Here is a 25,427-nt window from a genome sequence, read left to right on the forward strand (position 1 = left end):
ATCGAAGACGATTCCTCTTGCCAACCATTGGTAGAGTGATCATACCAGTATGCAAGATGACGATTGGCACGGCCCGTCGTCTGAACATCAGGAGCAGATTGATGACAACGATTGCGCTATTGGGTGCCGGCGGCAAAATGGGCTACCGCCTGTCGACCAATTTTCGCGGCTCGCCCTACACCATCCGCCATGTCGAGATCAGCGAGGCGGGCAAGGAACGCCTGAAGACCGGACTCGGCATCGACACGGTCGGGGTCGATGAAGCGCTCAAGGGTGCCGACGTGGTGATCCTGGCGGTTCCCGACACACATATCGGCAAGGTCGCAGCCGGCATCGAGAGCAAACTCGTCCCGGGAACGATGGTGATCGTGCTCGATGCCGCGGCCCCCTTTGCCGGCCATCTGCCGAAGCGCCCCGACCTCACCTATTTCGTCACCCATCCTTGTCATCCTCCGATCTTCAACGACGAAACCGATATGGCGGCCAAGAAGGACTTCTTCGGCGGCGTCAAAGCCAAGCAGCATTTCGTCAGCGCTCTGATGCAGGGCCCGGAAGAGAACTACGCCAAGGGTGAGGAGATCGCCCGGATCATCTGGGCACCGGTGATGCGCTCGCATCGCGTCACTGTCGAGCAGATGGCGCTGCTCGAGCCAGGTCTCTCGGAGACGGTCTGCGCTTCGCTGCTCGTGGTCATGAAGGAGGCCGTCGACGAGGTGGTGGCGCGCGGCGTCGACCGCCAGGCGGCGCTCGACTTCCTGCTCGGCCACATGAACGTGCTCGGCGCCGTCATCTTCGGTGAAACCAAGGGCGTGTTCTCCGATGCCTGCAACAAGGCGATAGAATTCGGCAAGCCGGTGCTCATGCGCGACGACTGGAAGCGGGTCTTCGAACCGGAAGAGATCGCAGCCAGCATCCGGCGCATCACCTGAGAGGGCATTGTTCCCCTCATGAGAGAAGGCGCAATTCCGGCAGCGCATCAGGTACATATCACCTGAATTAGTGATTGACTCATCATACCAGTTAGCTTTAGCTGTCCCGACTCGGATTTGCTGGGAATCCGAGGAATGGTGGAGGAGAGCGGGAGCGAGGAGAGCCGATCATCGGTGTCCCGGGTTGGACGAATGCGCCGCCCGCACGAATTCAAACAGCCAAACGGCCTCGGCCCGCCGAGGCAGGTTTTTCAACGGGAGGACTTCATGAAATTCACTCGCAGAACGACGCTTGCCGCTTTCGCCGGCTTGCTGGCACTCGGCACCGCGATGCCAGCCTACGCGGCGGACCTGATCGCAATCATCACGCCTTCGCACGACAATCCGTTCTTCAAGGCGGAAGCGGTGGGCGCCGAAGCCAAGGCCAAGGAACTCGGCTATGACACGCTGGTGCTGGTGCATGACGACGACGCGAACAAGCAGTCGGAGCTGATCGACACCGCGATCGGCCGCGGCGCCAAGGCGATCATCCTCGACAATGCCGGCGCCGACGCCACCGTCGCTGCCGTGCAGAAAGCCAAGGACGCCGGCGTCCCCTCCTTCCTCATCGACCGCGAGATCAATGCCACTGGTGTCGCCGTGGCGCAGATCGTCTCCAACAACTACCAGGGCGCGCAGCTCGGCGCGCAGGAGTTCGTCAAGCTGATGGGTGAGAAGGGCAATTATGTCGAGCTGGTCGGCAAGGAATCCGACACCAACGCCGGCATCCGGTCCAAGGGCTATCACGACGTGATCGACGACTATCCGGACCTGAAGAAGGTCGCGCAGCAGTCGGCCAACTGGAGCCAGACCGAGGCCTATTCCAAGATGGAATCGATCCTGCAAGCCAATCCCGACATCAAAGGCGTGATATCCGGCAACGACACGATGGCCATGGGCGCCTACGCGGCACTTGCCGCCGCCGGCCGCAAGGACGTCATCGTCGTCGGCTTCGACGGCTCAAACGACGTGCGCGACTCCATCATTTCAGGCGGCATCAAGGCGACGGTGCTGCAGCCGGCCTACGCCCAGGCGCAGATGGCCGTCGAGCAGGCCAGCGACTTCATCAAGAACAAGAAGTCGCCGGAGAAGGAAAAGCAGCTGATGGACTGCGTGCTGATCAACGGCGACAATGCTCCCAAGCTGGAGACCTTCGCGCTCAAGAATTGAGCTGGCGACGCAAGCTGCGAGGGGCGAACGCGTTCGTCCCTCGCCTCAATTTTCATTATCCGGGTGCCTTTCGAACGCCATGCCGAACAAGTTGACCTGGCTCACCCTTGTGCTGACCTTTGCCGCGCTCGCTGGCCTCAGCCTCAGCGCCTGCAAGATCCTGCCGACACCGTCGGCGCAAGGCGGCGATAGCGCCAACAGCACGGCCTTCAATCCCGACAAGATGGTCGCGGAAATCTGGCCTTCGAAGGTCATTCCCTATTTGCAGCAGAAGGCAGGACCGTTCGCAGAGGTCCATGCGCTCGCCAAGACCGATCAAGCCGCAGCCGGGGCAAAATACGGCAATGCGAAGAAGCAGGCGAATTCGCCGTGGACCTTCGCGGTTCGAGTCGAAGGCAAGGTCGTCGCCGCCAACACGCAATCGCGCGCGGCTACCATCGATGTCGACGTTGATGGCGACGGCAAGGCGGATGCGCGGGTGCAGATCGGGCCGGCCATGCGCGGAACCGCGCTTCGCGACAGCCTGGACTTCGTGCAGTTCAACGACTTCACCAACCAGATCGACTTCGCCCAGTTCGGCAAGGCCTTCAACGCCTATGCCGACAAGACCGTGCTGTCCCTGCTGCCGCGCGACGGGCTGGAAGGCCGCACCGCGAAAGTGCTCGGCGCTTACACGATCGAAGGCGGCCAGGACCTGCCGCTGGTGACGCCGGCGGAGGCCGAGGTCGGGCCGAAGCCATGAGTTCCGGTCACGACGTCATCCTCAAGCTGGAGGACATTTCCAAGGTCTATGCCGGCACCGTGGCGGTCAAGCACGCGAACTTCGAGGTGCGCAAGGGCGCGGTCAACGTGCTGGTCGGCGAGAACGGCGCCGGCAAGTCGACGCTGATGAAGATCATCGCCGGCGTGGAGAGGCCGACCGCCGGCCGCATCCTGCTCGACGGCAACGAGGTTTCGTTCGCGTCGTCCGGAGATGCCGTCAGCCGCGGCATCGGCATGGTGTTCCAGGAGTTGAACCTGTTCGGCAACCTCTCGGTCGCCGAGAATATCTTCGCCACCCGCGAACTGACCAACGCCTTCCGCAAGATCGACCACAAGGCGCAGGAACGGCGTGCCGCCGAATTCCTGGAACAGCTCGAGGCCGGCATTCGGCCTGACATGCTGGTTGAGGATTTGCGCATCGGCCAGCAGCAGTTGGTCGAGATCGCCAAGGCGGTCTCGCTCGACGCGCGCATCCTGATCATGGACGAGCCGACCTCGGCGCTGAGCGCGGCCGAGGTCGAGATCCTGTTCAAGGTGATCGCCGATCTCAAGGCGCGCGGTGTGGCCATCGTCTACATCTCGCACCGGCTGGAAGAGCTGATCCGCATCGGCGACTACATCACCGTGCTGCGCGACGGCCGCATCACCGGCCAGGAGGAGATGAAAAACGTCGACACGCAGTGGATCGTGCGCCAGATGATCGGCTCGGACGCCAAGGATTTCGCCAAGGCCGACGGCCACCGGCCGGGCGACGAGGTGTTTCGCGCCGAGGACATTTGCCTGCCGCGCGTCACCGGCGGGCTAGCGGTCGATCACGTCTCGCTGTCGCTGCGCACCGGCGAGATCCTCGGCATCTACGGGCTGATGGGCGCGGGCAGGAGCGAGTTGTTCGACTGCATCATGGGCCGCCACGGCCAGGCGAGCGGCAGGATCTTCATCGACGGCAAGCAGGTCAGGGAGCGCGACACGACGCGGCGCATCCGGCGCGGTCTGGCGCTGATCCCGGAAGACCGCCAGCGCGAGGGGTTGGTATCCATCCTGTCGGTTGCCAGCAACCTGACCCTGGCCAGCCTGTCGCGCTTCGTCAGCCTGTTCCACATCCGCGGCGGCGCCGAAAGGCAGGCCGTCACGCAGATGGTGCGCGAACTTGCGATCAAGGTCGCCGACCCGGCGCAAGAAGTGTCATCGCTTTCGGGCGGCAACCAGCAGAAAGTGGTGATCGGCAAGGCGCTGCTCACCGGACCGAAGGTGCTGTTGATGGACGAGCCCAGCCGCGGCATCGATGTCGGCGCCAAGGCCGACGTGTTCCGCACCATGCGTAAGCTTTCGCGCGACGGGCTGGGCATCCTGTTCGCCACTTCCGACCTCGACGAGGTGATGGCGCTCTCCGATCGCATCGCGGTGATGAGCAACGGAAAACTGACGGGCATGTTCGATCGCGCCGAGGCGACAGAGGCAGCGATCGTCGCTGCATCGGCGCTTGGCCACGGACCCGTACACGGAGAGCAACGCCGATGACCGACATTCCAGCCAAGGCTGCCGCGCCATCCGCATCCGGCGGCTCCATGCTGCTTACGCTTATGAAGCTCAGGACCTTCATCGCGCTGATCGCCGTGCTGGTGTTCTTCTCGATCGCGGCGCCGAATTTTCTGTCGGCCGCCAATCTGATTTTGATGGCCAAGCACGTGGCGCTCAACGCCTTCCTCGCCATGGGCATGACCTTCGTCATCATCACCGGCGGCATCGACCTCTCGGTCGGCTCGATCGTCGGCCTGTGCGGCATGGTCGCCGGCTACCTCGTGCTCAACGGCATCGACCTGCAGTTCGGCTATACCGTCTATTTCAACGTCGTCGAGATCGCGTTGATCACGCTATTGGTCGGCATAGCGATCGGCGCCATCAACGGATTGCTGATCACCCGGCTCAACGTCGCGCCCTTCATCGCTACACTTGGCGTGCTCTACGTCTCGCGCGGCCTGGCGCTGTTGTCGTCCGACGGCCGCACATTCCCCAACCTCGTCGGTAAGCCGGAGTTGGGCACTACCGGCTTCGGCTATCTCGGAGCCGGCAAGCTCCTCGGCCTGCCGGTCTCGATCTGGATCCTGGTCGTAGTCGCACTCGGGGCCGCCTATCTGGCACGCTATACGCCGCTCGGACGCCACATCTTCGCCGTCGGCGGCAACGAGCGCGCGGCGCGTATATCGGGCGTGCGCGTCAACATGGTGAAGATGTTCGTCTACATGTTCTCAGGCTTCTGCGCGGCGATCGTCGGCCTCATCATCTCATCGGAGCTGATGGCCTCGCATCCGGCGACGGGCGAAAGCTTCGAGCTCAACGCGATCGCGGCGGCAGTGCTGGGCGGCACCTCGATGTCTGGCGGCCGCGGCACGATCGGCGGCACCATCGTCGGCGCCTTTGTCATCGGCATCCTGTCCGACGGGCTGGTGATGATGGGCGTGAGCTCGTTCTGGCAGATGGTGATCAAGGGTGTCGTCATCATCGTCGCGGTCGTCGTCGACCAGGCCCAGCGCCGGCTGCAGAGCCGCGTGACATTGATGCAGATGGCGAAGGAGGGTTGATCATGGCGACCTTGCGTGGAGCGCTGATCGGCTGCGGCTTCTTCGCCGTCAACCAGATGCATGGCTGGCGCGACATCGACGGCGCGGCGATCGTGGCGATCTGCGACCGCGATCCCGAGCGGCTCAAGATCGTCGGCGACCAGTTCGGCATCGAGCGGCGCTACAGCGATGCGGCCGCCATGTTTGCCGGCGAGACACTCGACTTCGTCGACATCGCCACCACCGTCGGCAGCCATCGGCCGCTGGTCGAGATGGCCGCCGCCAACCGTGTCCCCGTCATCTGCCAGAAGCCGTTCGCGCCGACGCTTGCCGACGCCAGGGCGATGGTCAAGGCCTGCATGGACGCCGGCGTGCCGCTAATGGTGCATGAGAACTTCCGCTGGCAGTCGCCGATCCAGGCGGTGCGCGCCGTGCTCGACAGCGGCGAGATCGGCACGCCCTTCTTCGGACGCATATCCTTCCGCTCGGCATATGACGTGTTTTCCGGCCAGCCTTATCTGGCAACGGGCAAGCGCTTCATCATCGAGGACCTCGGCATCCATATCCTGGACATCGCCCGGTTCCTGCTGGGGGACGTTTCAAGCCTCACCGCGCGCACCATGCGCGTCAATCCAACGATCGCCGGCGAGGATGTGGCGACGATTCTGATGGACCACGATAATGGTGCAACCTCGGTGGTCGATTGCAGCTACGCGACGAAGCTTGCCACCGAGCCGTTCCCCGAGACGTTGATCGAGCTGGACGGCTCGGACGGCACGATCCGGCTGGCGCAAGGCTACAAGCTCACCGTAACCGGCAGGAGCGGCACCAGCGTCACGGACGTCTCGCCACCGCTGCTTTCGTGGGCGTCGCGTCCATGGCACAACATCCAAGAGAGCGTCGCGGCGATCCAGAAACATTGGGTGGAGTGCCTTGCCGCTGGCAAGGAACCCGCCACCTCCGGCGCCGACAACCTCAAGACATTCGCGCTGGTCGAGGCCGCCTATGCCGGTGCGGCCAGCCGGCAACCGATACGGATCGACGGACTGCTCAAATGACCACTGATCCGTTCTTGCTCTATGGCACGCGCGCGGTCGAAGCCGAACCTGTCCGGCTCAGCGCAGGACCGCTTAGCGCCGATTTCGTCAACGGCAATCTGCGCACCATTCGCCACGCCGGCACTGAGGTGCTGCGCGCCATCGCCTATATCGTGCGCGACCGTGACTGGGGCACTTATGAACCGGCGCTCACGGATCTGGTCATCGAACAGGAGGACGACCGTTTCTCGGTGCGCTATTCGGCAAGCTGCGAGGGGCCGGGCGGAAGCAGGCTCGGCTTCCAAGCCGCGATCGACGGCCATGCGGGTGGCCGGCTCAGCTTCGATGTGACCGCCCTGCCCCAGAGCGATTTCGAGACCAACCGCTGCGGCTTCTGCATCCTGCATCCGATCGCCGATCTTGCTGGCAGCCCGGTCAAGGTCGAGCACACCGACGGCAGCACGGTGAACACGAAGCTGCCGCTGCTGATCGACCCGTGGCAGCCTTTCAAGGATATGCGCGCCATCACCCATCAGGTGCGGCCGGGCGTCAGCGCCGAATGCCGGATGGAAGGCGACATTTTCGAGATGGAAGACCAGCGTAACTGGTCGGATGCTTCCTACAAGACCTATGTGCGGCCGCTCGCTCTGCCATGGCCCTTTGTGCTGCCGGCCGGCCAGCCGATGCGCCAGACGATCAGCCTGCGTATCAGGGGCGACTCCAAGCGGGCTGCCGCGGCACCCCGCGCCGAGCCGGTCCGCATCGAACCCGGCGAGACCGGAGCGAGGCTGCCAGCCGTCGGCGTGGTCATTTATCCGGAAGACGTCGAGGCGGCGTTAGGCGAACTGCCGCTGCTCAAGAAGCTTGGCCCACAGCAGCTCCTTCTCCATTACGATCCGACACGCGGCCATGGCCGGGACGCCTTGCAGGCTCATGCCAGGCTCGCCGCCGCATACCCGGCCTCCACAACGCTCGAATGCGTGGTCGCCTGCACCGGCGATCTCGAAACAGAACTCTCCGGTGTCGCCGATATGGTACGCCGAACCGGCCTGCGGCTCGATGCCATCGCGGTCTCGCCTTCGGTCGATCGCCAGTCGACGCCGCCCGGCAGCGTCTGGCCAGACTGTCCGCCGCTCGAGGACGTCTACGCGGCTGCCCGCCGCGCCTTTCCGGACCTCCGTCTAGGCGGCGGCATGTTCAGCTATTTCACAGAGCTCAATCGCAAGCGCGTCCCAGCCGGCGTCCTCGATTTCGTCACCCATTGCACCTGTCCGATCGTGCATGCGGCGGACGACCTCAGCATCATGCAATCGCTGGAGGCGCTACGTTTCATCACCCAGTCGACAAGGGCGATCTATGGGGCGAAGCCTTATCGTATCGGCCCGTCGACGATCGCCATGCGGCAGAACCCTTATGGCGGCGCGACCAAGGACAATCCAAACGGCCAGCGCATAGCCATGGCCAATCGCGATCCGCGCCATGCAGGCTTGTTCGCCGCCGCATGGACGATCGGCTACGCCGCGCGCGTCGCGCCGGCCGGGCTGGAGATGCTGACGCTATCCAGCTTTGCCGGACCGTTCGGCGTGCTGGCGGCCGCCGGGGAGCCCGCCGAGGAAGGAACGCCGCGGCCGATCTTCCATGCGGTACAGGGCTTGGCCGCCCTGGCCGGTCATTCGCAGGTTGCCATGCGCGTCAGTGACGAGCGCGTGGCTGTCCTGGCGGGCCGCTCACCGGCCGGCGCCATCACAGCCTGGTTGGCAAACATCACGTCCGACAATGTACCGGTAGACACCTCGGCGCTGCTTCGTGCGGCGGCAGCTCCGGTTGTGATCTGGGAAGGAACGGATGCGCGCAAGTTTGACCCAGGCACAGCTTCAGGGCACCTGACAATGCCCCCTTATGGCATAGCCAGGGTCGGCTGAAGCTACTTCTCGGAGTTCATCACGTAGAGGGCGCGCGAGCGTTCGAGGTGCTTGATCATAGCCTTCTCGGCCCCTTCGGCATCGTTCTTCTCGATACAGCCGATGATCTCTTCATGCTCAGTCAGCGTGAACTTTTCCTTGCCGGTCCAGATCAGCATTTCCGTGTGATATTCCTTCAGCCAGCCGAGCATCGCCTCGCTGACCGCGACATAGATCGGATTGCCTGAGATCGCCGCGATCTGGGAGTGAAACTTCATGTCGGCGGAGATGAAGGCCTCGGCATCGCCGCGCGCGCCACGTTGCTCGGCGACGGTTGCCCTGAGCCGCTGCACATCCTCGGGCGTCGCCTTCTCGGCCGCTTCCCTGACCATGCCGCGCTCGAAGAAGATGCGCGCGCTCTTCAAGTGCTCCAGCGTGTCCTTCGACGACGACAGGATGATCTTGGCCGCGCCGTCGACCTGCTTGATGATCGACTTGGCGGTGAGCTGCAGCACCTTGGCGCGCTCGCCGTGCGAGATGGCGACCAGGCCCATATTGCTAAGCGCCTGCATCGCTTCACGAATCGCTGGCCGGCCGACCTCGAAGCGCTCCATCAGCTCGCGCTCGGACGGCATGTCGTCGCCTGGCTGCAGTTCACCGCTGGTGATCAGCCGCTTCAGCCTGGCAAAGACTTCATCGGAAAGCTTGCGCCGGACGATCGGTTCCGAACGGTTCATCGCCGCGAATCACTCCCTTGACCCTGATTCCAATCTAGCACCGCGAGCTCAATTTCCAGAATGCCCGCCATGCTTTGACGCCGCGCCGGGCAGGATATTGCTTGCAATGCTTATGTACTCATTATACCAGATTTCGAACTCAAGGAATTCTTTTCCTGGCCTTTCGACTGGGTATTGCCGGCCATGATCACCCTCACTTATCGCATAGAGACCTCGGGAAGCATCGAGGGACTGGCGGCCAAGATCGCCAGCGACCAGTCGACCGGTACCTTCGTCGCGCTGCCAGGGGAAACCGAGGAGCTAAAGGCACGGGTGGCCGCACGCGTGCTGGCGATCCGGGATCTGCCGGACGCGGCGCAACCTTCGATTCCCGAGACCGACCCCGGTCCCTTCAAGCGTGCCGATGTCGACATCGCCTTTCCCTTCGACGCGATCGGCACCGACCTCGCGGCCCTGATGACGATTGCGATCGGCGGCACCTATTCGATCAGAGGGTTGTCTGGCATCCGTGTCGTCGACATGAAGCTGCCGGAGGAATTCAGAGGCGCTCATCCAGGCCCCCAATTCGGTGCTGCCGGCAGTCGCCGGCTGGCCGGCGTCGAGGGCCGCCCGATCATCGGCACCATCGTCAAGCCGGCGCTGGGTCTGAGGCCCGCGGAGACCGCCGCGATGGTCGGCGAGTTGATCGAGGCGGGTGTGGACTTCATCAAGGACGACGAGAAGCTGATGAGCCCGGCCTATTCGCCCCTGGCCGAGCGGGTCAAGGAGATCATGCCGCTGATCCTCGACCACGAGCAGAAGACCGGCAAGAAGGTGATGTACGCCTTCGGCATCTCGCATGCCGACCCGGACGAGATGATGCGCAACCACGACCTGGTGCTCGAGGCCGGCGGCAATTGCGCGGTGGTCAACATCAACTCCATCGGCTTCGGCGGCATGGCTTTCCTTAGGAAGCGTTCCGGGCTGGTGCTGCACGCGCACCGCAACGGCTGGGATATCCTCACCCGCCATCCCGGCCTTGGCATGGATTTCAAGGTCTGGCAGCAATTTTGGCGGCTGCTCGGCGTCGACCAGTTCCAGATCAATGGTATCGCGTCCAAATACTGGGAGCCGGATGACTCCTTCATCCGATCTTTCGAGGCGGTGACGACGCCCCTGTTTTCGCCCGCGGATTGCGCGCTGCCCGTGGTCTGCTCCGGACAGTGGGGTGGACAGGCGCCGGAAACCTATCGACGCACAGGACGCACGATTGACCTGCTTTACCTCTGCGGCGGCGGCATCGTGAGCCATCCGGACGGGCCGGGAGCCGGCGTGCGCGCCGTGCTGCAGGCCTGGCAGGCTGCAGTCGAAGGCATTCCGCTGACGGAATTTGCCAAAGACCATGTGGAATTGGCGCGCTCGATCGAGAAATTCGCCGACGGCAAGGCGGCTTGAGCATGCAGAAGCTGCTTCTCAGTTATTATGGCGACGACCTCACCGGCTCGACCGACGTGATGGAGGCGCTCGAACTCGGCGGCGTACCGACGGTGCTGTTCATGCGCAAGCCGGATGCCGGCCTGCTTGAACGCTTCGCGCATTGCCGCGCCGTTGGCCTTGCCGGCACCAGCCGTAGCGAATCCCCGCAATGGATGGACACGCATCTCAAAGCCGCTTTTGCCTGGCTGAAGTCGCTTCAAGCCGAGATCTGCCACTACAAGATCTGCTCGACCTTCGATTCCAGCCCGACGATCGGCAGCATCGGCCGGGCGATCGAGATCGGCCACGAGGTGTTCGCGCAAGACTGCGTGCCCCTGGTGGTCGGCGCGCCGCAGCTCAAGCGCTACACCGCCTTCGGCCATCTTTTCGCGGCCTACCGCGACAGATACTACCGCATCGACCGCCACCCGGTGATGAGCCGGCACCCGGCGACTCCGATGGATGAATCGGACCTTCTGGTACACCTGTCACGTCAGACGAACCTTCCGTCAGAATTGCTAGACCTGGCGACGCTGCGTTCGCCCACTCGGTCCGCAACGTTCGACAGTCTGGCCGCCGGATCGGCGATCCTGCTCATCGATGTCGACAGTCCCGAAAGCCAGGCCCTGGCCGGCAAGGAAATCTGGCGCACCCGCAAGCCGGGCGGCTACTTCGTCGTGGGCTCCTCCGGCATCGAGTATGCATTGCTCGCCGAATGGAGGCAGAACGCCGACCGCGCCGCCGAAGCCGTTTTCACGTCGCCCGGTGCCGCCGACCGCATCGCGGTGGTGTCCGGCAGTTGCTCGCCGACGACGGAACGGCAGATCCGGCATGCGATGAGCGATGGCTTCGATGGCATCGAGGTCGATCCGGTCGAACTGGTGTCGGAAAATTCCGACACCACGATCGCGCGCGCGGTAGCAGCCGGCAAGGCTAGCCTCGAGGCCGGGCGCAGCGTCATCCTCTACACCGCGCTCGGCCCTGCCGCAGATCGTGGCGCCGAGATCGACCGTGAGGAAGGCGCCCGCCACAAGCTTGGCCGCGGCCTCGGCGAACTGCTTCGCGCCTTGACCGTCGAGCAGAAACTGAAGCGCGTGATCATCGCCGGTGGTGATACGTCAAGCCATGCGCTTGGACAGATGGGCGTCGATGCGCTGACGGTCAGGATGCCACTCCCGGCCTCGCCCGGCTCACCGCTCTGCGTCGCTCACTCCAGCATCGCGGCGATCGACGGGCTGGAGGTCGCGCTGAAAGGTGGGCAGGTCGGAACCGACCGCTATTTCCTGGCCATCCGTGACGGTTTCGGCGAGTGACAGCCATGCCGCACCAGCCCGAATTCGGCTCGCTCTTGCCAGGGAAATGACCGGTGACACAGATGCCGCAAGTGTGGATCGGGACCAGTTGGAAGATGAACAAGACGCTGGCCGAGGCGCGCGCCTTTGCCGGCGCCCTGCTTGCCGATCCGGAAGGCGATGCGCGTATCCAGCGCTTCGTCATCCCGCCCTTCACGGTCGCCCGAGAGGTCAAGGCGATGCTGAAGGATACGTCCGTCAAGGTCGGCGCGCAGAACATGCATTGGGCCGATGAAGGGGCATGGACCGGCGAGATCTCGCCGGTGATGCTGAAGGACTGCGATCTGGATATCGTCGAGCTCGGCCATTCCGAGCGCCGCGAGCATTTCGGCGAGACCGACGAGACCGTGGGCCTCAAGACGGAAGCCGCGGTGCGCCACGGCCTCATTCCGCTGATCTGCATCGGCGAGACATTGGCCGAGCGCGAGGCCGGCCTTGCCCGCGAGGTGCTTGCCAGGCAGGTGCGCGGCGCACTCTCCAGGCTCGGCGCCGCGCAGAAGAGCGCGCCGATCCTGCTCGCCTACGAGCCGGTCTGGGCGATCGGCGCCAACGGCATTGCGGCAACCTCGGACTATGCCGACGCCCGCCAGGCGGAGATCGTCGCTGCCGCCGAGGACGTGCTCGGGCGCCGCGTTCCCTGTCTTTATGGTGGTTCGGTCAATCCCGGCAATTGCGCCGAACTCATCGCATGCCCGCATATCGACGGGCTGTTCATCGGGCGCTCCGCCTGGGCTGTCGAGGGGTATCTCGACATCCTGTCCAGATGCGCCGCAACATTATAGAAGGAGTTGACCATGAGACTTGCAGTGGCTGGAGACAGCGCCGGCGAGGGCTTGGCGAAGGTTCTCGCGGATTACCTGAAGGACAGGCACGAGGTGTCGGAGGTGTCGCGCACCGAGGCCGGCGCCGATCCGTTCTACGCCAACCTGTCAGACCGGGTCGCCAGCGATCTGCTGGCCGGCAAATACGATCGGGCGATCCTGGTCTGCGGCACCGGCATCGGCGTCTGCATCTCGGCCAACAAGGTGCCGGGCATCCGTGCCGCGCTCACCCACGATACATATTCGGCCGAACGCGCCGCGCTCTCCAACAACGCCCAGATCATCACCATGGGTGCGCGCGTGATCGGAACGGAGCTGGCGAAAGCCATCGCCGATGCCTTCCTCAAGGAGACATTCGATCCGCAGGGGCGGTCGGCCGGCAATGTCGCCGCCATCGACCAGATCGACGCAAAGTACAACGCTCGCTAAAACTTCGAGCGCCTGATCGAGACCGTCAGAGCCTCGTTCGGCAGCGCCATATCGGAGCCCTGCGGAATCAGAGACAGAACCACCGGAACATCATTGCCTACAAAAGCAGTCAGGCGGCTTTCATGGCGTGGCAGATTTCTTCGACCAGCATGGCGGCCGAAATCGAGCCGGGGTCCGGGTGCCCCAAGGAACGCTCGCCGAGACGTGCGGCGCGGCCGACGGTTGCGACCATGTTGCGTGTCGCTTCCGCACCCTCTCGGGCCGCCGCGATTATGGCATCGGCATTCTGACCATCGAGTGCGGCATCGGCGGCCGGGCCCCAGGCATCGAGCATCGTCTTCTGGCCGGGCTCCGCCTTGCCACGCTGGACGATGCCGTCGCGCATCGCCGCAATGATGGTCCGCAGTTCGCCCTTCGGCATTGATGTGCGCGGACCTGCGGCCTTGCCGGCGCGTAGAAGGGCGGTCGCGTAGAGTGGTCCCGACGAGGCGCCGACCGCGTTGAGAAAGCCTTTGGCGGCGGCATTGAAGACTTCCTGCAGCGTGCCCTCGGCGGCCTGGGCGGCATCGGCCGCGGCTTTCATGCCTTGTTCCATGGCAATGCCGTGGTCGGCATCCCCAATGACTCCATCAAGGGCGCAGAGCCTGTCGCGCTCAGTTGCCATCCGTGCAGAGATGGTGCCGAAAAGGGTTTTCAAATCCGCGGTCGTAAAATCCATCTCGCTCAACTCCGGAACATGGCGCAGTCGCAGGGATGGTCGATCATACGCTGCAATTCGTCATCGAGATGCATGATGGTGATCGATGCGCCGGCCATGTCAAGCGACGTGCAGTAGGGGCCGACAAGCGTCTTGTGAACGGCCAGCCCGGCTGCCTTCAAGCGCTCGGCGATCCGCGCGTTCAGGATGTAAAGTTCCATCAGCGGCGTTGCACCGAGCGAGTTGACCAGAACAGCGACACGAGCGCCGGCCGGCGCCGCCATTTCCGCCAGGATCGCGTCCATGATTTCGTCGGCGACCTCATTGGCCGAACGCAATGGTCCGCGCCGCACCCCGGGTTCGCCATGGATGCCCATGCCGATTTCCATTTCACCAACAGGAAGATCGAAGCTCGGCTTGCGCGTCTGCGGCAGGGAACAGGACGAGAGCGCCACGCCCATGGTGAAGGTGCGGTCGTTGGCGTGCCTGGCGATCCGCTCCACCTCGTCCAGCGGCATCATCATGTCGGCGGCTGCGCCCGCGCACTTGAAGATGAACACGTTGCCAGCCACGCCACGGCGCTTTTGCCTTTGATCGCGCGGCGCCGACGCGATGTCGTCGGTGGTCAGCACCGTGCGCGCCTCGATGCCTTCCATCTCCAGCAGTTCTGCGGCCATGTCGAAATTCATCACGTCGCCGGCATAGTTGCCATACATGAATAGGACGCCTGCGCCGCCATTCGCGGCTATCGCCGCGTCGACCGCCGGCTGCGGAGGGGGCGAAGCGAAGACGTTGCCGATCGCCGCGGCATCCGCCAGTCCCTTGCCGACATAGCCCAGGAAGGTCGGCTCATGGCCTGAGCCGCCGCCGATCACCAGTGCGACTTTGCCGGCCCGAGGGCCATTCTTTGCAACGACCGCTCGAGGGGCGTTGTCAGGGCGCCAGAGATACTCGGGGTGCGCGGCCATGATACCGACCAGCATTTCGTCCACGGCCGCATTGCCGTCGTTGATCAGCTTCTGCGTGAGGCTCATTCGCGTCTCCCTGTAATCATCTCCGGCCGTGAGACTAGAGTGTTTCGCGAAGGCGGGGAAACTGTCTCCTTCTGGTCCAACATCGCGAAGCATGAAGCATGAAGTCTTAGCGAGCGTTGTACTTTGCGTCGATCTGGTCGATGGCGGCGACATTGCCGGCCGACCGCCCCTGCGGATCGAATGTCTCCTTGAGGAAGGCATCGGCGATGGCTTTCGCCAGCTCCGTTCCGATCACGCGCGCACCCATGGTGATGATCTGGGCGTTGTTGGAGAGCGCGGCGCGTTCGGCCGAATATGTATCGTGGGTGAGCGCGGCACGGATGCCCGGCACCTTGTTGGCCGAGATGCAGACGCCGATGCCGGTGCCGCAGACCAGGATCGCCCGATCGTATTTGCCGGCCAGCAGATCGCTGGCGACCCGGTCTGACAGGTTGGCGTAGAACGGATCGGCGCCGGCCTCGGTGCGCGACACCTCCGACACCTCGTGCCTGTCCTTCAGGTAATCCGCGAGAACCTTCGCCAAGCCCTCGCCGGCGCTGTCTCCAGCCACTGCAAGTCTCATGGTCAACTCCTTCTATAATGTTGCGGCGCATCTGGACAGGATGTCGAGATACCCCTCGACAGCCCAGGCGGAGCGCCCGATGAACAGCCCGTCGATATGCGGGCATGCGATGAGTTCGGCGCAATTGCCGGGATTGACCGAACCACCATAAAGACAGGGAACGCGGCGCCCGAGCACGTCCTCGGCGGCAGCGACGATCTCCGCCTGGCGGGCGTCGGCATAGTCCGAGGTTGCCGCAATGCCGTTGGCGCCGATCGCCCAGACCGGCTCGTAGGCGAGCAGGATCGGCGCGCTCTTCTGCGCGGCGCCGAGCCTGGAGAGTGCGCCGCGCACCTGCCTGGCAAGCACCTCGCGGGCAAGGCCGGCCTCGCGCTCGGCCAATGTCTCGCCGATGCAGATCAGCGGAACGAGGCCGTGGCGCACCGCGGCTTCCGTCTTGAGGCCCACGGTCTCGTCGGTCTCGCCGAAATGCTCGCGGCGCTCGGAATGGCCGAGCTCGACGATATCCAGATCGCAGTCCTTCAGCATCACCGGCGAGATCTCGCCGGTCCATGCCCCTTCATCGGCCCAATGCATGTTCTGCGCGCCGACCTTGACGGACGTATCCTTCAGCATCGCCTTGACCTCTCGGGCGACCGTGAAGGGCGGGATGACGAAGCGCTGGATACGCGCATCGCCTTCCGGATCGGCAAGCAGGGCGCCGGCAAAGGCGCGCGCCTCGGCCAGCGTCTTGTTCATCTTCCAACTGGTCCCGATCCACACTTGCTTTGGCTGCGCCATGCGATGGTTACTCCGTTGCGCGTACCAGGGCTTGGGCCGTCGGCTCATCGGTGATAAGGCCCTTCAACCGCGCGCTCTTCAGCACCGCACGGACCGCCTCGATCTTCGTAGGCCCCCCGGCGATGGCGATGATGCGGCTTTCCGCCGGCCCGTCCAGATCGACGGCGAGCGTGCGGGCCGTCAAGGTTGTCTCCAGTACCCGGCCGCGCGTGTCGAAAAAATGGCCGAGCATTTCGCCGACGCCACCGACGGCGGTGATCTCGGCGATCTCACGCGGTTCGATCATGCCGGTCGCCACGAGCTGGGCGCCGGCATCCGCCGTGCCGATGCCGACGAATTTCAGAGTCGCCCGGCTAGACATCTCGAAGATTTCCCGCACGCCGCGCTGCGCCAGGAGTACTTCGCGGTCGTCCGCGGAATTGGCAAAAAAGGGTACCGGCATGACGTAGGCCTGCGCGCCGGTTTTTTCGGCCAGCCGGTGCATGACGTCGTGCGGGTTGGCGGCATAGTTGCGCGTCAGGCCGCCGAGCAGGGAGACGAAGCGGACGCCGGCTGCCTCGAAGCGCGGCAACTGATGCACTGCGGCGGCGAGCGTGCGGCCATGCCCGATACCGATGACGCTGTCTTCGCCGCGTTCCATTTCGCGCCGTAGGAAACTGGCGCCCGCCAGCCCCAGCGCTCGTAGCGGCAGGCCCTCCTCGCCCAGATCCGGCGCAACCTCGCAGAAGTCCAGCCCGTAGCGATCGCAGAGCTGGTTCTCCAGCAGGACGCATTCGACGATCGCGCCGTCGATAGAGACTTTCACCGCGCCGTCGGCCACCGCCCGGGCGATCAGACGATGCGCCTTCACCGAAGGCAGCCCGAGCCGCTTGGCCACCTCGGCCTGTGTGAGCCCACCGGCATAGTGAAGCCAGGCGGCGCGGATCGCGAGCGATCCTTCAGCGTCCATTTGACCTGGTCGTTTCAAGGGATGCAGTCCTTCATCGCGCGTTCGGCATAATCGTCAGCCGGCTCAGATATTCAGGCTTTGCACGCCGGTGTCGATATGGGGCGCCCAGAAAGCTATGCTTTCGGCGATCTGCGGTATGACCTGCCGATCATCCGGCTCCCGTTCCTTGAAACTCAGCTCCAGGCAAATCTCGTTATCGATGGCTCCGCCTTCGGCCAAGGCCTTCAGCAGCGGCCCGGGTTGTATGCGGCCCCTGCTGTTGAACACAGCGGTGAAGGGACGGTGTCCACCCTTGTCCATAAGGCTTTGCTTGATATGGATGATAGGCGAAACTTTGGGCACCGCGCGAGCCCAGGCATAGGGATCGTAGTCGTCCGGATCGGCGCTGGTCACGTCGCCGTGGTCGATGTCGGCCATCATCCACATCGGCACCGCCATTTCGGCTTTGGTCAGCCTATCCTGCAGCTTCAGGCATTCGGTGATCGTCTGGCCGAACTCGCGCCCAATGCTCATTGGTTCCCAGAAAACATATCCCAGCCCGGCTGCCTTGGCATGCTCCGCCACCTCGGCCCAGCAGTCGACGGCGATCCGGATCATCTCCTCGCGCCGGGCCGGGTTGTCGTAGTCCTTGAAGGTGAAGATGGCGAACTGGGTGCCGACGCAAACGCCGCCGAGGTCGGCGATTATGTCGGCGAAGGTCTTGAACCAATCGACATAGTATCGGCGTACGTCGCTGTCGGGATGGCCGAAATGGTTGAGCCGGCCGTAGGGGCCGGTCATGCCGCTTGTGACGCGCACGCCGGTGCGCCGCAGGGCCGCCGTCATCTGCCGGGTCAGTCGCCTGATCACCGGCGCCGGCCAGCTCGGATTGATGAACTCGTGCGTCAATTGCAGGTCGCGCAGCCTGAGGTCGCGGGCGACCGTCTCGATCAGGTCGTCCGGCTCGGCAAAGCGGTTGACCAACGGGTTGGTGTTCAGCGAAAGCGTCAGCGCCATGGCGTGTCGGTCCGGAACGTGGTTCTGGGTCGAGCTCGCATCGGATTTCACGCAGCCTCGGCAAGGCGCTCAGCCTCGAACCATCCGGCGAAGGCGTGCCGTTCGGCCTCGGTGAGGTGCAGGTGGTGCTTGGTGCGCCGCAGCAGGATGTCGTCCGGCGTGCGCGCCCACTCCTTGGCGACGAGATAGCGCACCTCCGCCTCGTACAGCAGGCCGCCGTGATGGCGACCAAGGCCGTCCAGGCTTGCGGCATCCTTGACGACATCCTTGGCGCGCGCGCCGTAAAGCCGTCCGTAGTGATGCACGAGATCACGTGCCATCCACGGATAGGCCTCGCGCAGGCCGTTTGCAAAGGTCTCGTAGTCGGCATTGGGAATTTCGCCGCCGGGCAGCGGCGCATCGCCGGTCCAGTCCCCACCCATCCGTGGGAAAACATGCTTCAGCCGGCGCATGCCGCGCTCGGCCAGTTCGCGGAAAGTGGTGATCTTGCCGCCGAAGACGTTGAGCAGTGGCGCACCGCCGGTCTCGTCGAGGTCGAAGACATAGTCGCGCGTCACGGCGGATGGATTGCCCTTGCCGTCGTCGAACAAAGGCCGCACACCGGAGAATGAGTGCAACACGTCCTGGCGCCGCAGCTTCTCCTTGAAGTAGCGGTTCACCGCCGCGAGCAGATAGTCGATCTCGCTCTCGTCGGCCTTCACATCCTCGGCGCGGCCATCATAGGCGATGTCGGTAGTTCCAATCAGCGCCATGTCGCCTTCATAGGGGTTGATGAAGATGACGCGCTTGTCGTGATTCTGCACCAGATAGGCATTCGCCCCTTGCCAGAACTTCGGCACGATGATGTGGCTGCCTTTGACCAGGCGTACGTTGCGTGATGAGTTCGATCCCGCGACACGGCCAATGACGTCTGAAACCCATGGGCCGGCGGCATTGACGACGCAGCGGGCGCGGAAAACGCGCGTTTGCCCCGTCATCGAATTCTTCGCCGTCACCGTCCAGGCGCCCTCTTCGCGGCGGGCGGAAACGACGGGCGTACGGGTGAGCACCTCGGCCCCACGCTCGGCAGCGCCGATCGCGTTGAGCACCACGAGCCGGGCGTCGTCCACCCAGCAGTCGGAATATTCGAACCCGTCCGTGTAGCGGTCGAGCAGCGGCGCTCCTTCCGGATCGCGCCTGAGGTCCAGCCTGCGCGTGGCCGGCAGCTTTTTCCGGCCGCCCAAATGGTCGTAAAGAAACAGGCCGAGCCTCACCAGCCAGGCCGGCCGATCCTGCGGGCTGTGCGGCAGCACGAAGCGCATCGGCCAGATGATATGTGGCGCGGCCTTGAGCAGCACCTCGCGCTCGATCAGCGCTTCGCGCACCAGCCGGAATTCATAGTATTCGAGGTAGCGCAGGCCGCCGTGCACCAGCTTGCCGGAGCGCGAGGAGGTGCCCTCGGCAAGATCGTCCTTTTCGCACAGCACGACCGACAGGCCGCGACCGGCCGCATCCCGGGCGATGCCTGCGCCGTTGATGCCGCCGCCTATGACGAAGAGATCGACCGTCTTCGGCTCAGGCCCCATCGCTTTGTCCTTTGGACGTTTCGGTAGGGGCGCCTGCTGCATTACGGCGCGCGGCGGCCAGGGCATCCCAGGCGGGACCCAGGACACGACGCGCCGCGCCGAATGCTGCGAAAAGCTTGTCATAGGCCGCCATCAACTTCGGATCTGGCGCCTCGGCAGGCCCCAGCAGCGGCGTCACCCATTCAGCGATGCAGGCGTTCATATCGGGGTAGACGCCGATGGCAACCGCCGCCATCATCGCGCAACCGGCGGCACCGGCTTCCTCACGCGACGAGACACGCACGGGTGCATGAACCGCCGCCGACAGGATACCGCGCAATCCCTTCGAGCGGGCAGCGCCACCCGAAAGCCGCAGCTCCGATGGCAGGTCGCCCATCGCCGCATAGCAATCGCGCATGGCCAGCCCCAGCCCTTCGATGACCGCACGGACCATATCGGGATAGCGATGGCCGACCGACAGGCCGACGAATCCGGCACGAGCGTTGGCATTGACGAACGGTCCGCGTTCCCCGGCCTCCGAAATGTAAGGGTGATAGACGACCTGGCCAGGGCGGGTCGTCGCAAGCCATTGATCGATGCGGCCGACCAGATCGCGGTGATTGGCGTCGTGCCCGAAGTCCTTCAGCACGTCCGCCGCCAGGCCGAGGACCCAATCGATGTTGAGCGTGGTCGCCATGTTGGTCTGCACCTGCGTCACCAGACCGGGAATGGGTAGGGCAATGACGTAGCCCGAACCCTCCTTGTTGAGGTGGACCTCGCCCGTGGGTACGGCGCGCATGTGAACGCCGGTCGAGCCGACGATCGAGCAGGCGACATCTCCCTGGCCACCGCAGACGCCGGCGCCAAGTGCGGTCATGACCATGTCGACATAGCCGAGGCTGACCGGAGTACCCGCTTTCAGGCCGGTCTCGGCCGCCGCCTCGGCGGTGAGCGGATGGGTGATCATCGTGCCGTCGACGATCTCTGGCAAGAGCTTGCGCCGCCCGGAAAGGCCAAGCGCCTCGATCACGATGTCGTCGTAGTGGCGGTTACGGAAATTGCCAAAGGTGAAGCTCGCCTCCGAGGGGTCGGTGGCGCGTACGCCCGTCAGCTTCACATAGAGCCAGTCCTTGCAGTGCAGCGCGACTTCCGCCTGATCGAGAAGGTCAGGCGAGTGGCGGTCCATATGCGCCATCTGGCTGCCCTGCTGGCAAGTGTTCAGGCCCGTTCCCGTCGCCTCGAAGCGAGCGCGGCTGAGCGGGCCGGCGGCCAGGCGCTCGACAGTGGGTGAAGCGCGTGCGTCGAGCCACAGCCATGCATCCGCGACCGGTCTGTTTTCGCGCCCGACCAGCCACGTGCCGTCGCCCTGCCCGGTCACTGCCAGAGCGGCGGTGCGCGCAGCCAGGTCCTCGACCTTTTCGCGAAGCCCTCTAAGGGCCGTCGCGCAGTCGTGCCAAGTTTGGGAGAGCGACTGCGTCGCCGAGCCGTCTGCACCCGACGCGTACCGGTTCGGAACCGAAGCGGACGCAATCTGGCGACCGTTCAAGTCGAAGGCGACCGCCTTGATGATCGACGTGCCGGAATCGATGCCAACGATAACATCAGAGCGAGCCACGGACCGCTCCACTTTCAGTGCGAACGCACTTCCATCGGCAACAGGGCAATGTCTGTTTCCTCCTCGTTTGCGACTGCGGCCACCGCTGGCCTGCAGCGGTACAAGAATACGTGGCCACCTGCTCCCCCATAACGAAACCATCCTAAATTATCATGGAAATAACACAACTGTTGATTTTTTTTGCAGACAGAGAAATTTTTTTCAGATAGGCTTATTTTAGCAGGGATGAAATCGGTACCCGCCTTACGTCATCCCGGCCAGGCAAATGGGAGAGCGAACAAGAAAGCGGCTGGACAGTTCAGATTTGCATTCAGTTCGAGTCGGGATACGGGGTGGTGGAAATAAAACACCGCTAGATCAGATGTTTATCGGAGCTCTTACCCTAGCGACAGCCCTACCCTGCCGCGCTTATGCGACCGGCAATCTCAGATTACCGGTCGTGCTGGGAAACGGGGATGCGCGGATTCGGCGGCAAGCGATTCATTGGACGTTGGCCTGGGCGCCGGCGCCTGCCCGAGGGTCAAATCCGCTTCGAAGCGAAACGCTGATATCACATACTTGACGCAAAGATAACACGGATTTAACATTACAGACCGATGGCGATGTTGCGGGAGGAAGAAGCCGCATCGCAGGTCAAGGGTGGAGAAAGCGATGCAAGCATTCGAGCCGAAGGGATACCGCGTCGTCGAAGGGCGTGCGTCGGCGCGCGCGCGTCGACAACCCTTGCAGGTCTGGACCCGCCCAGTTCGATCGCGGGTCGGGAACTGATTATGAACGTAGCGGCAACCCGGACGCCGAAGCCCCCCGCCGCGCCGCGCCGCGGTCTGATGATTGCGTTCGGTCTCGGCGTCGTAGTCCTCGCCGCCATCGCGCTCGATACCAAGGTCGTCCGGATCGGATCATCCGCAGACGTGAGCCAGGAGGCGTTTTCACCCGACCGGTTCGGCGAAAAGGAGTTTCCGCGCATCCAGGCATTCGTCGTCGAGCACGCAGTCGACGCTGCGACCTTCGGGCCGGCAGCCATGGCCGATAAGAATGCAGCCGCAAAGCAGTATGGAACAGCCTCATCGACCGGCGCGATCATCCCGATCAGGCTGACGGCGGTGGCGGGTGAAGCGAAGTCCGGCGTCTACGAGCTCAAGGCAGATGGCGTGCCGGCCGAGATCCACGTGCGGTTGCAGACTGGTCCCGCCATCAACGGAACAGACCTGCGCGACGCACCAGGCGACATCGCCTTCGGCAAGTTCAAGAACCAGATCGAGTACCAGGACGCTGGCTCGGCCATCAACCGTGCCATGAAGAAGGCGACCCTCGATGGGATCGACACCGCCAACCTTTCCGGCAAGACGCTGGAAATCTTCGGTGCCTTCCGTCTTATCAATCCGAAGAACTGGCTGATCACGCCGGTGAAGGTCACCGTCAAATGAGCGACGCCGCGATCTCCCGGCGGGCCGATGAAGTGGTTCTGGCGGCACGCAACATCGCCAAGTCCTACAACGGCGTGAAGGCGCTGAAGGGTGTCAATTTCGATGTTCACCGCGGCCAGGTGACGACACTCTTCGGCGAGAACGGAGCCGGCAAGTCGACGCTTATGAAGATCCTCTCCGGTGTGGTGCGGCCGACCTCCGGCGAGGTCATTCTCGACGGCCAGCCCATCGTGTTTTCCTCTTCCACCGACGCGCGAAACCACGGCATTTCGATCATTCATCAGGAACTCAGCCTCGCGCCCAACCTGTCGGTTCGCGACAACATCTTCATGGGGCGCGAGATCAATGGTGCGGCGGGCGTAAACTACGCCGAGGAGGAACGTCAGGTCCGCGAGCTGCTGGCGGAACTCCAGGAGGACATCGATCCGCTCACCCCCGTTGAGGAGCTGCGCCTCGGGCAGCAGCAGATCGTGGAGATCGCCCGCGCGCTCTCGATCGACAGCCGGATCCTCATCATGGATGAGCCGACATCGGCGCTCTCGGCCACTGAGGTCGAGGTTCTGTTCAAGGTGATCCGCGACCTCACCGCCAAGGGCGTGTCGATCGTCTACATCTCGCACCATCTCGAGGAAGCCCTGCAGATCACCGATCATGCCGTGGTGCTGCGGGACGGCAACATGACGGCCTATGCGCCGCGCGCCGATATCGACCTTGAATGGATCGTGCGCAACATGGTCGGCGAGAACTACGATCTGGGCAGTCCGCCGACCGGTCATGATTTCGGCTCGGTCTTGCTCTCGGTCCGTGGCCTGACCGTGCCGGACCCGGCCGGAGGCGGCTACAACGTCGTGGACCGCATGTCGCTCGACGTCAGGGCCGGTGAGATTGTCTGCATCTATGGCCTGATGGGTGCCGGCAGGACAGAGCTGCTTGAAACCATCGCAGGAAAACTCAGCGCCTCATCCGGCGAGATAGCGCTCGAAGGCAGGGAGATTTCCCATCTTGCCATCGGCGAGCGCATCGCCAGTGGCCTTGCACTTGTGCCTGAGGATCGCCAGCGCTACGGGCTCGTCCAGACGATGTCTGTCGGGCAGAATCTCTCGCTCGCCTCGATCATGGAGTTCACGCGCGGGGTCTTCACTTCGCTAAGGCTTGAGCGGGCATTGATCCAGAAATCGATCACGGACGTCACCGTGAAGACCGACGGACCGGATGTACCGATTGGATCGCTGTCAGGCGGCAACCAGCAGAAAGTGGTCATTGGCAAGATGCTGGCGACCCAACCCAAGGTTCTCCTGCTGGATGAACCCAGTCGCGGCATCGACATCGGCGCCAAGGCCGAGGTTTTCCGGATCCTTGCAGCCCATGCGGCGGCCGGGCAGGCCATCGTCTACACGACCTCGGAAGTCAATGAGTGCCTCTCGATCGCCCACCGCATCATCATAATGCGGCGCGGCCGGATCTCCGCCGAATTCACCTCCGACGTCCCCAAGGAAAAGATCATGGCCGCCTCCGGCGAGGCCGTGGCGGCCTGAGCGGAGCACGGGAACCAACAATGACGCAAACGAGCGCCAACCGCACCACCGCTTCCCCGGTCGCATCGGCAAAGGGAAATACCGGCCTCATAAAGCTCTTGCTGAAGGGCCGCGCTTTCTTCGCCCTGATCGCCATCATCGTCGTCTTTTCTTTTCTGTCGCCGAATTACCTGACCATCTCCAATCTGCTGATCATGTCCTCGCACGTAGCCATCTACGGGATACTCGCGATCGGCATGCTGGTGGTCATACTGAGCGGCGGCATCGACCTGTCGGTCGGTTCGATCCTGGCGCTGTGCGGAGTCGTCGCAGGCGCCTTGATGCAGGGCATGGAACTGAAGCCGCTTGGCGTGATCCTGTTTCCGCCGGTGTGGGCGGTGATCGTGCTCACTTGCTCGCTCGGCGCCTTGGTCGGCATGCTCAACGGCATTCTCATCGCCTGGTTCAGGGTGCCGGCCTTCGTCACCACGCTGGGAGTTATGTACATGGCGCGCGGCATCGCGCTGCTGATGACCAACGGCCTCACTTACAACAACCTCGCCGGTCGGCCGGAGCTCGGCAACACCGGCTTCGACTGGCTGGGCTTCAACCGGCTCTTTGGCGTGCCGATCAGTGTGGTGGTTCTGGCGGTCCTCGCCGTGCTGACCGGGCTGATGCTTAGCCGCTCCGCCTTCGGTCGCTGGCTGTACGCCTCGGGCGGCAACGAGAACGCGGCCGAGCTGTCGGGCGTGCCGGTCAAGCGGGTCAAGATCACCGTGTACACGCTCTCGGGTATCCTGTCGGCCATCGCCGGCCTGGTGCTTTCCTCGCAGTTGACTTCGGCCGGACCAACCGCCGGCACCACATATGAACTGACCGCTATCGCGGCGGTGGTCATCGGCGGGGCCGCATTGACCGGAGGGCGCGGTACCGTGCGCGGCACGATGCTCGGCGCCTTCGTCATCGGTTTTCTCTCGGACGGCCTCGTCATCATCGGCGTGTCCTCCTACTGGCAGACCGTCTTCACCGGCGCCGTAATCGTGCTCGCCGTGCTCATGAACACCATCCAATACGGGGCTCGCGGCGTCCGACAGTGACTCCGCGCCTCGCCGCAAGCTT

At 63.8% G+C, this 25,427-nt stretch carries 23 protein-coding genes; 14 read left to right on the forward strand and 9 right to left on the reverse strand.

Annotated elements, in window-relative coordinates; all coding sequences use genetic code 11:
• Positions 1–101 precede the first annotated feature (101 nt).
• The 7 genes from ACR64R_RS15775 (at position 102) to apnL (ending at position 8,417) form a co-directional block, all read left to right on the forward strand.
• Positions 102–929: a phosphogluconate dehydrogenase C-terminal domain-containing protein gene (locus ACR64R_RS15775; RefSeq protein WP_487357274.1), complete on the forward strand. Its 828-nt coding sequence runs from the start codon at positions 102–104 to the stop codon at positions 927–929.
• A 267-nt stretch (positions 930–1,196) separates the two neighbouring features.
• Positions 1,197–2,138 carry a substrate-binding domain-containing protein gene (locus tag ACR64R_RS15780; RefSeq protein WP_487357275.1) on the forward strand — a complete coding sequence of 314 codons (942 nt, stop codon included), beginning with the start codon at positions 1,197–1,199 and terminating at the stop codon, positions 2,136–2,138.
• Positions 2,139–2,217: 79 nt separating this feature from the next.
• Entirely contained in the window at positions 2,218–2,880 is a 663-nt protein-coding gene (locus ACR64R_RS15785) for a DUF2291 family protein (RefSeq protein WP_487357276.1), read from the forward strand.
• Positions 2,877–4,418: a sugar ABC transporter ATP-binding protein gene (locus ACR64R_RS15790; RefSeq protein ID WP_487357277.1), complete on the forward strand. Its 1,542-nt coding sequence runs from the start codon at positions 2,877–2,879 to the stop codon at positions 4,416–4,418. Before ACR64R_RS15785 ends, ACR64R_RS15790 begins: the two co-directional genes overlap by 4 nt.
• Positions 4,415–5,479, forward strand: coding sequence for an ABC transporter permease (locus tag ACR64R_RS15795; protein WP_487357278.1), 1,065 nt, complete (start codon positions 4,415–4,417; stop codon positions 5,477–5,479). The genes ACR64R_RS15790 and ACR64R_RS15795 overlap by 4 nt, the downstream gene beginning before the upstream one ends.
• A gap of 2 nt (positions 5,480–5,481) precedes the next feature.
• Complete coding sequence (locus tag ACR64R_RS15800) at positions 5,482–6,516, forward strand: Gfo/Idh/MocA family protein (protein WP_487357279.1); 1,035 nt, start codon at positions 5,482–5,484, stop codon at positions 6,514–6,516.
• Entirely contained in the window at positions 6,513–8,417 is a 1,905-nt protein-coding gene (gene apnL, locus ACR64R_RS15805; RefSeq protein ID WP_487357280.1) for a D-apionate lactonase, read from the forward strand. The genes ACR64R_RS15800 and apnL overlap by 4 nt, the downstream gene beginning before the upstream one ends.
• A 2-nt stretch (positions 8,418–8,419) precedes the next feature.
• Here apnL and ACR64R_RS15810 read toward each other — a convergent pair whose 3' ends face one another.
• The gene (locus tag ACR64R_RS15810; protein WP_487357281.1) at positions 8,420–9,133 is read right to left on the reverse strand and encodes a transcriptional regulator NanR; all 714 of its coding nucleotides are present in this window, start codon (positions 9,131–9,133) and stop codon (positions 8,420–8,422) included.
• Positions 9,134–9,316: 183 nt separating this feature from the next.
• Between ACR64R_RS15810 and oiaX the strand changes: the two genes are divergently transcribed.
• From oiaX to derI (ACR64R_RS15830), 4 genes are all read left to right on the forward strand, one after another.
• On the forward strand, positions 9,317–10,567 hold the full coding sequence (gene oiaX / locus ACR64R_RS15815; RefSeq protein WP_487357282.1) for a 3-oxo-isoapionate-4-phosphate decarboxylase OiaX: 1,251 nt from the start codon (positions 9,317–9,319) through the stop codon (positions 10,565–10,567).
• Between the two features lie 2 nt (positions 10,568–10,569).
• Entirely contained in the window at positions 10,570–11,901 is a 1,332-nt protein-coding gene (locus ACR64R_RS15820; RefSeq protein ID WP_487357283.1) for a four-carbon acid sugar kinase family protein, read from the forward strand.
• Between the two features lie 62 nt (positions 11,902–11,963).
• On the forward strand, positions 11,964–12,722 hold the full coding sequence (locus tag ACR64R_RS15825; protein ID WP_487362457.1) for a triose-phosphate isomerase: 759 nt from the start codon (positions 11,964–11,966) through the stop codon (positions 12,720–12,722).
• Between the two features lie 12 nt (positions 12,723–12,734).
• A complete protein-coding gene (derI, locus tag ACR64R_RS15830) occupies positions 12,735–13,190 on the forward strand; it encodes a D-erythrulose-4-phosphate isomerase (protein WP_337091154.1) in 456 nt (151 codons plus the stop codon).
• 109 nt (positions 13,191–13,299) lie between these two features.
• Here derI (ACR64R_RS15830) and dhaL read toward each other — a convergent pair whose 3' ends face one another.
• The 8 genes from dhaL to ACR64R_RS15870 form a co-directional block, all read right to left on the reverse strand.
• Complete coding sequence (gene dhaL / locus ACR64R_RS15835; RefSeq protein WP_487357284.1) at positions 13,300–13,908, reverse strand: dihydroxyacetone kinase subunit DhaL; 609 nt, start codon at positions 13,906–13,908, stop codon at positions 13,300–13,302.
• Between the two features lie 5 nt (positions 13,909–13,913).
• On the reverse strand, positions 13,914–14,921 hold the full coding sequence (locus ACR64R_RS15840; RefSeq protein ID WP_487357285.1) for a dihydroxyacetone kinase subunit DhaK: 1,008 nt from the start codon (positions 14,919–14,921) through the stop codon (positions 13,914–13,916).
• A 106-nt stretch (positions 14,922–15,027) separates the two neighbouring features.
• Positions 15,028–15,483 carry a D-erythrulose-4-phosphate isomerase gene (derI, locus tag ACR64R_RS15845; RefSeq protein ID WP_337091154.1) on the reverse strand — a complete coding sequence of 152 codons (456 nt, stop codon included), beginning with the start codon at positions 15,481–15,483 and terminating at the stop codon, positions 15,028–15,030.
• A 12-nt stretch (positions 15,484–15,495) separates the two neighbouring features.
• Positions 15,496–16,263, reverse strand: coding sequence for a triose-phosphate isomerase (locus ACR64R_RS15850; RefSeq protein WP_487357286.1), 768 nt, complete (start codon positions 16,261–16,263; stop codon positions 15,496–15,498).
• Between the two features lie 7 nt (positions 16,264–16,270).
• Positions 16,271–17,212 (reverse strand): sugar-binding transcriptional regulator, encoded by a 942-nt coding sequence (locus tag ACR64R_RS15855; RefSeq protein WP_487357287.1) that lies wholly within the window; start codon positions 17,210–17,212, stop codon positions 16,271–16,273.
• Positions 17,213–17,275: 63 nt separating this feature from the next.
• A complete protein-coding gene (locus ACR64R_RS15860; protein WP_487362458.1) occupies positions 17,276–18,208 on the reverse strand; it encodes a sugar phosphate isomerase/epimerase family protein in 933 nt (310 codons plus the stop codon).
• Positions 18,209–18,255: 47 nt separating this feature from the next.
• The gene (locus tag ACR64R_RS15865; RefSeq protein ID WP_487357288.1) at positions 18,256–19,773 is read right to left on the reverse strand and encodes a glycerol-3-phosphate dehydrogenase; all 1,518 of its coding nucleotides are present in this window, start codon (positions 19,771–19,773) and stop codon (positions 18,256–18,258) included.
• The gene (locus ACR64R_RS15870; protein WP_487357289.1) at positions 19,763–21,367 is read right to left on the reverse strand and encodes an FGGY family carbohydrate kinase; all 1,605 of its coding nucleotides are present in this window, start codon (positions 21,365–21,367) and stop codon (positions 19,763–19,765) included. The genes ACR64R_RS15865 and ACR64R_RS15870 overlap by 11 nt, the downstream gene beginning before the upstream one ends.
• Before the next feature lie 770 nt (positions 21,368–22,137).
• Here ACR64R_RS15870 and ACR64R_RS15875 point away from each other — a divergent pair.
• Genes ACR64R_RS15875 through ACR64R_RS15885 form a run of 3 tightly spaced genes read left to right on the forward strand, consistent with a single transcriptional unit; the run spans position 22,138 to position 25,405 of the window.
• Positions 22,138–22,794, forward strand: coding sequence for a DUF2291 family protein (locus ACR64R_RS15875; RefSeq protein WP_487362459.1), 657 nt, complete (start codon positions 22,138–22,140; stop codon positions 22,792–22,794).
• Positions 22,791–24,329: a sugar ABC transporter ATP-binding protein gene (locus ACR64R_RS15880; RefSeq protein ID WP_487357290.1), complete on the forward strand. Its 1,539-nt coding sequence runs from the start codon at positions 22,791–22,793 to the stop codon at positions 24,327–24,329. Before ACR64R_RS15875 ends, ACR64R_RS15880 begins: the two co-directional genes overlap by 4 nt.
• 20 nt (positions 24,330–24,349) lie before the next feature.
• A complete protein-coding gene (locus ACR64R_RS15885) occupies positions 24,350–25,405 on the forward strand; it encodes an ABC transporter permease (protein WP_487357291.1) in 1,056 nt (351 codons plus the stop codon).
• Positions 25,406–25,427 lie beyond the last annotated feature (22 nt).

The organism is Mesorhizobium sp. MC2-1-1 (assembly GCF_057597255.1).

Coding starts and splice junctions, on each gene's coding strand:
- ACR64R_RS15775 (WP_487357274.1), top strand. CDS start 102: ATGACAACGATTGCGCTATTGGGTGCCGGCGGCAAAATGGGCTACCGC.
- ACR64R_RS15780 (WP_487357275.1), top strand. CDS start 1,197: ATGAAATTCACTCGCAGAACGACGCTTGCCGCTTTCGCCGGCTTGCTG.
- ACR64R_RS15785 (WP_487357276.1), top strand. CDS start 2,218: ATGCCGAACAAGTTGACCTGGCTCACCCTTGTGCTGACCTTTGCCGCG.
- ACR64R_RS15790 (WP_487357277.1), top strand. CDS start 2,877: ATGAGTTCCGGTCACGACGTCATCCTCAAGCTGGAGGACATTTCCAAG.
- ACR64R_RS15795 (WP_487357278.1), top strand. CDS start 4,415: ATGACCGACATTCCAGCCAAGGCTGCCGCGCCATCCGCATCCGGCGGC.
- ACR64R_RS15800 (WP_487357279.1), top strand. CDS start 5,482: ATGGCGACCTTGCGTGGAGCGCTGATCGGCTGCGGCTTCTTCGCCGTC.
- apnL (WP_487357280.1), top strand. CDS start 6,513: ATGACCACTGATCCGTTCTTGCTCTATGGCACGCGCGCGGTCGAAGCC.
- ACR64R_RS15810 (WP_487357281.1), bottom strand. CDS start 9,133: ATGAACCGTTCGGAACCGATCGTCCGGCGCAAGCTTTCCGATGAAGTC.
- oiaX (WP_487357282.1), top strand. CDS start 9,317: ATGATCACCCTCACTTATCGCATAGAGACCTCGGGAAGCATCGAGGGA.
- ACR64R_RS15820 (WP_487357283.1), top strand. CDS start 10,570: ATGCAGAAGCTGCTTCTCAGTTATTATGGCGACGACCTCACCGGCTCG.
- ACR64R_RS15825 (WP_487362457.1), top strand. CDS start 11,964: ATGCCGCAAGTGTGGATCGGGACCAGTTGGAAGATGAACAAGACGCTG.
- derI (WP_337091154.1), top strand. CDS start 12,735: ATGAGACTTGCAGTGGCTGGAGACAGCGCCGGCGAGGGCTTGGCGAAG.
- dhaL (WP_487357284.1), bottom strand. CDS start 13,908: ATGGATTTTACGACCGCGGATTTGAAAACCCTTTTCGGCACCATCTCT.
- ACR64R_RS15840 (WP_487357285.1), bottom strand. CDS start 14,921: ATGAGCCTCACGCAGAAGCTGATCAACGACGGCAATGCGGCCGTGGAC.
- derI (WP_337091154.1), bottom strand. CDS start 15,483: ATGAGACTTGCAGTGGCTGGAGACAGCGCCGGCGAGGGCTTGGCGAAG.
- ACR64R_RS15850 (WP_487357286.1), bottom strand. CDS start 16,263: ATGGCGCAGCCAAAGCAAGTGTGGATCGGGACCAGTTGGAAGATGAAC.
- ACR64R_RS15855 (WP_487357287.1), bottom strand. CDS start 17,212: ATGGACGCTGAAGGATCGCTCGCGATCCGCGCCGCCTGGCTTCACTAT.
- ACR64R_RS15860 (WP_487362458.1), bottom strand. CDS start 18,208: ATGGCGCTGACGCTTTCGCTGAACACCAACCCGTTGGTCAACCGCTTT.
- ACR64R_RS15865 (WP_487357288.1), bottom strand. CDS start 19,773: ATGGGGCCTGAGCCGAAGACGGTCGATCTCTTCGTCATAGGCGGCGGC.
- ACR64R_RS15875 (WP_487362459.1), top strand. CDS start 22,138: ATGAACGTAGCGGCAACCCGGACGCCGAAGCCCCCCGCCGCGCCGCGC.
- ACR64R_RS15880 (WP_487357290.1), top strand. CDS start 22,791: ATGAGCGACGCCGCGATCTCCCGGCGGGCCGATGAAGTGGTTCTGGCG.
- ACR64R_RS15885 (WP_487357291.1), top strand. CDS start 24,350: ATGACGCAAACGAGCGCCAACCGCACCACCGCTTCCCCGGTCGCATCG.